This is a genomic window from Streptomyces sp. NPDC000075 (assembly GCF_040301925.1).
Classification (GTDB): domain Bacteria; phylum Actinomycetota; class Actinomycetes; order Streptomycetales; family Streptomycetaceae; genus Streptomyces; species Streptomyces polychromogenes.
Genome location: NZ_JBEPFL010000078.1, coordinates 1 through 5,093, shown reverse-complemented (window position 1 = coordinate 5,093; position 5,093 = coordinate 1). Strand labels below are relative to the sequence as shown.

Annotated in this window: 7 protein-coding genes and 1 pseudogene; 7 read left to right on the top strand and 1 reads right to left on the bottom strand. The window is 72.2% G+C overall.

The window, feature by feature from the left end; genetic code table 11:
- The 6 genes and pseudogenes from ABT403_RS38900 to ABT403_RS38875 all read left to right on the top strand — a co-directional run.
- Positions 1–198: pseudogene (locus ABT403_RS38900) on the top strand (poly(ethylene terephthalate) hydrolase family protein); the annotation flags it as partial.
- 212 nt (positions 199–410) lie between these two features.
- The gene (locus ABT403_RS39145) at positions 411–803 is read left to right on the top strand and encodes a peptidoglycan-binding domain-containing protein (RefSeq protein ID WP_425580351.1); all 393 of its coding nucleotides are present in this window, start codon (positions 411–413) and stop codon (positions 801–803) included.
- Positions 804–880: 77 nt separating this feature from the next.
- Positions 881–1,273 carry a peptidoglycan-binding domain-containing protein gene (locus tag ABT403_RS38890; protein WP_344170036.1) on the top strand — a complete coding sequence of 131 codons (393 nt, stop codon included), beginning with the start codon at positions 881–883 and terminating at the stop codon, positions 1,271–1,273.
- A 5-nt stretch (positions 1,274–1,278) separates the two neighbouring features.
- Complete coding sequence (locus ABT403_RS38885; protein ID WP_344170033.1) at positions 1,279–1,692, top strand: peptidoglycan-binding domain-containing protein; 414 nt, start codon at positions 1,279–1,281, stop codon at positions 1,690–1,692.
- Positions 1,693–1,712: 20 nt separating this feature from the next.
- Positions 1,713–2,132 (top strand): peptidoglycan-binding domain-containing protein, encoded by a 420-nt coding sequence (locus tag ABT403_RS38880; RefSeq protein WP_344170030.1) that lies wholly within the window; start codon positions 1,713–1,715, stop codon positions 2,130–2,132.
- A 512-nt stretch (positions 2,133–2,644) separates the two neighbouring features.
- Positions 2,645–2,890 carry a hypothetical protein gene (locus ABT403_RS38875; RefSeq protein ID WP_344170027.1) on the top strand — a complete coding sequence of 82 codons (246 nt, stop codon included), beginning with the start codon at positions 2,645–2,647 and terminating at the stop codon, positions 2,888–2,890.
- 25 nt (positions 2,891–2,915) lie between these two features.
- Here ABT403_RS38875 and ABT403_RS38870 read toward each other — a convergent pair whose 3' ends face one another.
- Complete coding sequence (locus tag ABT403_RS38870; RefSeq protein ID WP_344170024.1) at positions 2,916–3,521, bottom strand: HD domain-containing protein; 606 nt, start codon at positions 3,519–3,521, stop codon at positions 2,916–2,918.
- Between the two features lie 520 nt (positions 3,522–4,041).
- Here ABT403_RS38870 and ABT403_RS38865 point away from each other — a divergent pair.
- The coding region (locus tag ABT403_RS38865; protein WP_351650959.1) for an AfsR/SARP family transcriptional regulator at positions 4,042–5,093 on the top strand (1,052 nt) is incomplete at its 3' end.

The following is a 5,093-nucleotide window of genomic DNA, read 5'->3' as shown; positions in this document are numbered from 1 at the left end:
CTGACGGGCGGTAAGGGCGGCCGGGGGCCGGGCGGGGCCGCCGACCCGCTGGCCGGGCGGCTGGACACCGGCCGGGTCGCGGTGGCCGGCCACTCCATGGGCGGCGCCGCCGCACTCCAGGCGGCCCGCCAAGACCACCGGTTCGCCGCCGTCGTCGACCTGGACGGCTTCCCGCACGGCCCCGCCACACCCGCCCTCGACCTGGCTTCCTGGACGCCGTACTGCGCGACGGATGGGACGGACACGGCGGGCCGGGCGACCCGGCCGACGCCCTGCGGGCCTACGGCGAACTCACCGTCCGCCGGCCGGGCGGCGGCCGCTGTGGTGTGCCGTTGGCCTCTTGTTGGTGAGACGTTGGGGACGGTCGGCACAGTGATGTCCAAGTGCTCACCACGAAAGGCCCCTGCTCCATGCGCACACCTCGCCCCGCGAAAGGCGTCACCCCGCTCCTCTTGGCGGCGCTCTCCGCCGGCGCCCTGCTCGTCGCCGCGCCGGCCGCCCAGGCGGACGACTCCGCGTACAAGATCTGCAAGGACACGTACGGCACGCGTACCTCTCCCAACGGATACAGCGTCCCGCGCCACGACTACTCCCAGGGCGACTCCGACGTCTGTGTCACGGGCCTGCAGGAGCTCGTCTCGCGGTTCGGCCTGACCTCGTGGGAGCAGAGCGGCGGCAACTTCGCCGACGGCGTCTTCGGAGCCCGTACCGACTCGGCCGTCCGCAGGTTCCAGAGCAACCACGGTCTGCCCGCCGACGGCATCGTGGGCCCGCGCACCTGGGAGAAGCTCGTGACGGGCTGAGCCCCGTCCCCCGCCTTCTCCCCGATCCATTGACCCATCGATCCGCACCCCGCCTTCCCCGTCTGGAGACGATCCACGTGTTCTCATCGCGCCGCGCGCGCCCTCTCGCCGCCCTCGCCCTCGCCGCCTCCGCTCTCGGGACGCTGCTGGTCACCGCGCCCACCGCCTCGGCCAGTGACTACCGCGACGCCTGCTACGACAGCGTCGGCACCCGCAAGGGCGCCCACGGCTGGGTCATCCCGGCCCGGAACTTCCAGTACGGATCGACGGGCGTGTGCGTGCGTGAGATCCAGTCCGACCTCAGCTCGATCCTGGGCATCGATCCGGCGGACTGGCCCTTCGTCGACGGCATCTTCGGGACGAAGACCGACGACTACCTGAAGAGGTTCCAGCGCGAGCGCGGCCTGGCCGTGGACGGCGTGGTCGGCCCCGCCACCTGGGAAGCCCTCATCGCCTCGACCACGGACTGACGGGCATGGCGAACAAGGCGACGCGCAAGCGCACGTTCTGGGCCGGCGCGGTGGTCGCCAGCGCCACGGCCCTTCTCGGCGGTCTCGCGTCCTCCCCCGCACAGGCCTACTGGGTGCAGGACCTGGACGCCTGCAAGAGGGCCTACGGCTCCGAGGTCTACATGGCCTGGGAGATACCCACGGTCGTCCTGGCCAAGGGCTCGTCCGGAGTGTGCGTCCGCGGGCTCCAGGACGCGCTGCTCGAGGCCGGGGCGGTACGGGCCGAGGACCGGCCCGGCTTCGTCGACGGCTCCTTCGGCCCCAAGACGTACAACGCGGTGATGGCCTTCCAGAGCAGGTCCGGGATCACCGGCGGCGCGGACGGCGTCGTGGGCCGCTACACCTGGCACCACCTGATCGCCACCGTCGGCTTCGAGTAGACGGAAAGGAATCTCCTGGCATGAAGACCATCACAAGCACGGCCGTCCGCCGTACCGCCGTACGCTCCGGGGTCCTGGGCGCGGCGCTGCTCGTGGCCGCCGGACTCGCGGCACCACAGGCGTCGGCCGACGCCGGCTACCTCGCGGCGTGCACGAACCAGGTCGGCACCCGCTGGGCGTACAACGGCTGGCCCATCCCGGCCGTGGACCTCGCCAGAGGCTCGAAGGGCGACTGCGTGCGGGCGCTCCAATGGGCGCTGGTCCGGACGAACTTCGTCGACTCCGGCGAGGCCCCGGACTTCATCGACGGCGATTTCGGCCCCAGGACCGAGGCCGCCGTGCTGCGGTTCCAGTCGAAGTACCCCCGGGAGACCGGCGGCGCGGACGGCATCGTCGGCTACAAGACCTGGGGCTACCTGCTCCCGGCCGCCGAAGGCTAGTCCACGGCCCGGCTGCGGGGCCGCCCCGCAGCCGCTCGTCCCCCGATGCGCCCCCCGACACGCCGTTCCACCCTGCGGAGATATCCGCGGCTCCTGTGTGCCGCCATGCATGGCATGGGCCCGGGACCCGCCCTTCCGGGGCGGACGGCTGACACGGGGGGCGTTCGGCTGTGCGGTTCGGCTTCTCGGCACGCTCGCGGTACGGGACGAGGGGGGTGGTGGAGCTGGGCGACGAACACGGCGCGGCCATCAGCCGCCTCGGCCTCGGCGACGCCTACGCGGACCAGGGGCGCTGTCTCGGCGTGCGGCGTCCCCCTGACGGGCCCCTCACACCGCTGCCCGAGGTTCCCGATGCTCCTTACTACGCGTGGTGGGACGCCGAAGAGCCGGGTCCGTCACCGGCGACCGTGCCGGCAGGCCGCTATGCGATCGAGACGGAGCCGTACGGTGTGCCCTTGGTCGTCGCCCGGACACCCGGGCCGGTGATGCCGCGCCACGGGGAGCATGGGAACGTGGACGGAAAGCCGTTGGTGTCGCAGGGCCCGCGGGGCAACATCGTCATCAGCCCGAACGACGCCTGCGGCCTGGAGCTGCGGCACGCGTCCCCCGCCTGTTACGGAGCGACCCCGGACGGCGGCATGAACCAGCTGTGCGCCTGCGGAGCCCTCGTCGCAACCCTGTGCTCCGACTGCTGCCTGCCGTACGAACTGTACGAACTCCGCCTCTCAGCCGCCCACGTCCGCGCAGCCCGCCCCTGACCCACACGCCGGCCGCTGCTCCTCCTCACCGGCAGCCGACGGGGAAGGCCGCCTGGAAGGCCAGTCGATGGGCGGCGTCCGCTCCGAGCCGGGTGAGTACGTCGTCGAGGGCGAGGTATTCCTCCCAGGGCGCTCGCCCCGTCGCCGCCGCCAGCGCCTGTACGAGTCTGTCCTCCAGGTCGGGGACGCGTTTGTCCTTCCAGACCTTGTCGGCCGTGCTGACGAGGAGGTCCTCGATCGTCACGTCGGGGCCGTCCCAGCTCGCGTGGGTGGCGGCGAACCGGGCCCGGTCGGACGTGAAGCCGTGCTCCAGAAGCAGATCCCGGCCGGCCGCCTCGTGCGCCGATCCCGGTCCGGAGAGCTCCTCGGGGTGCACGGTCTTGCCCACGTCATGGGTTGCCGCACCGAAGAGAACGGCGTCGCGGTCCACGGCCAGGTCCGGGTACCGGTCTCCCACCCAGTCGGCCAGCTCGACCGCGACGTCGTGGACCGCGCGCAGGTGCGCCGCCAAACGGGGCGAGGCCGCGAGGGAGCGCAGCAGTTCCGCCACTTCGGGCGGCAGCGGCCTCAGGGACGGCTCTGCCGGGGCGTCAAGGGCGCGGGACAGGACGTCGGAACGTATCGAAGTCATCCTGGGGACAGTACCGGTCCCCTGTGCGCGGGTCAGGGCCTCGCTGTGGACGCGAGTGGGCCGCCGCCTCCGGCCGCCCTGTCACCCGATTCCCACGGTGCCGCCCGGCATTTGGCCGAGCGCCTGCCGGGGGAATGTCACGCTCCCAGGTACGCCACTCTCCGCAGCAGGTCGAGAGAGTGGATCCCGCTCGCGCGGCGACCCGCGCTGCTCCGGCTCGGAGGGCCGTGGTTTTGCAATGAATGGGTAAAGGCGCGTGGGGGGTCCGGAACCATCCCCGCCCGAAGTTGATCTTCCCTTGTGTTCAACACGAGCTGCACCGGCCCAGCCACGGCCCGGCGCGGGACCCGAGACGTCTTCCGGCCTGGGGAGCCATCACAGGACGACGACCGGCTCCCGCCCTACGCGCCCGATCAGGACGCCGACGACACCACCGGAACTCCGCACACACGGAGGACCGGTATCCGGACGGCGCGTCCCGCAGCAACCAGTTCCACAGGGGGGATCTTCCGCTATGCAGGTGAGGTTCGGACTACTCGGTCAACTGACCGTCCACCTGGACGGTGAACGGCGTCAGATCGCCGGGTCCAAGGGCGGTGTACTGCTGGCCACGCTCCTGCTGCGGCCGAACACGCCCCAGCCGGTCGACCGCCTCATGGCCGCTCTGTGGGGTGACCATCCGCCTCGTACCGCGCTCGCCTCGTTGTACAACCACGTCACGCGCCTGCGCTCCACCCTGGGTTCGGCAAGCCACCGGCTGGAGGCGAACCAGGGTTCCTACGTCTTGCGGGTCCACGTCGGGGAAGTGGACGCGGAGGTCTTCGCCGGTCACCTCGCCCGGGCCCAGGACGCCTCGCGCGCGTCCGACTGGGAGACCCTCGGTGCGGCGAGCCGCGCCGCGTTGGCCCTGTGGCGTGGCCGGCCGCTGGCCGAGTATCCGGCCTTCCACGAGACCCCTGAGGTCACGCACCTCGTGGAACAGCATCTCCAGGCCGTCGAGCTGGATTTCGAGTACCACCTGCGGACGGGCCGCCACCGCGAGGTGACCGCGGAGATCACCCGCTACGCGGGAGCCCACCCCCTGCACGAACCGTTCCACCGTCAGCTGATCACCGCGCTGCACCAGAGCGGACGCACCGCCGAAGCCATCACCGCCTACCACGCCCTGCGCACCACCCTCGGAGATGAACTCGGCGTCGATTCTTCCCCCGCCACCCAAGAGGTCTTCCAGGCCCTCCTCCGCCCCGACCCGCCGCAGGCCGGCACGACCGGCACGACCACCCCGCCCACGCCGGCGGCCGACCGTGCCGGGACGGCGGCAGGCACCGGGCCCGCGGGCGAGGCGCCGTTCCAGATCCCCCGCGACATCGCGGACTTCACCGGCAGGGCGGAGGAGCTGTCCGCCCTGTGCGCGCACCTGACGACGTCCGGGGCCGACGGCATGCCCGCCCTCGTCGTCCTCTCCGGCATGGGCGGCATCGGCAAGACCACCCTGGCCCTGCACGCCGCCCACCGCACCCGCGGCTCGTTTCCCGACGGCCAGCTCTACGCCGACCTGCGGGGCTTTGGGGC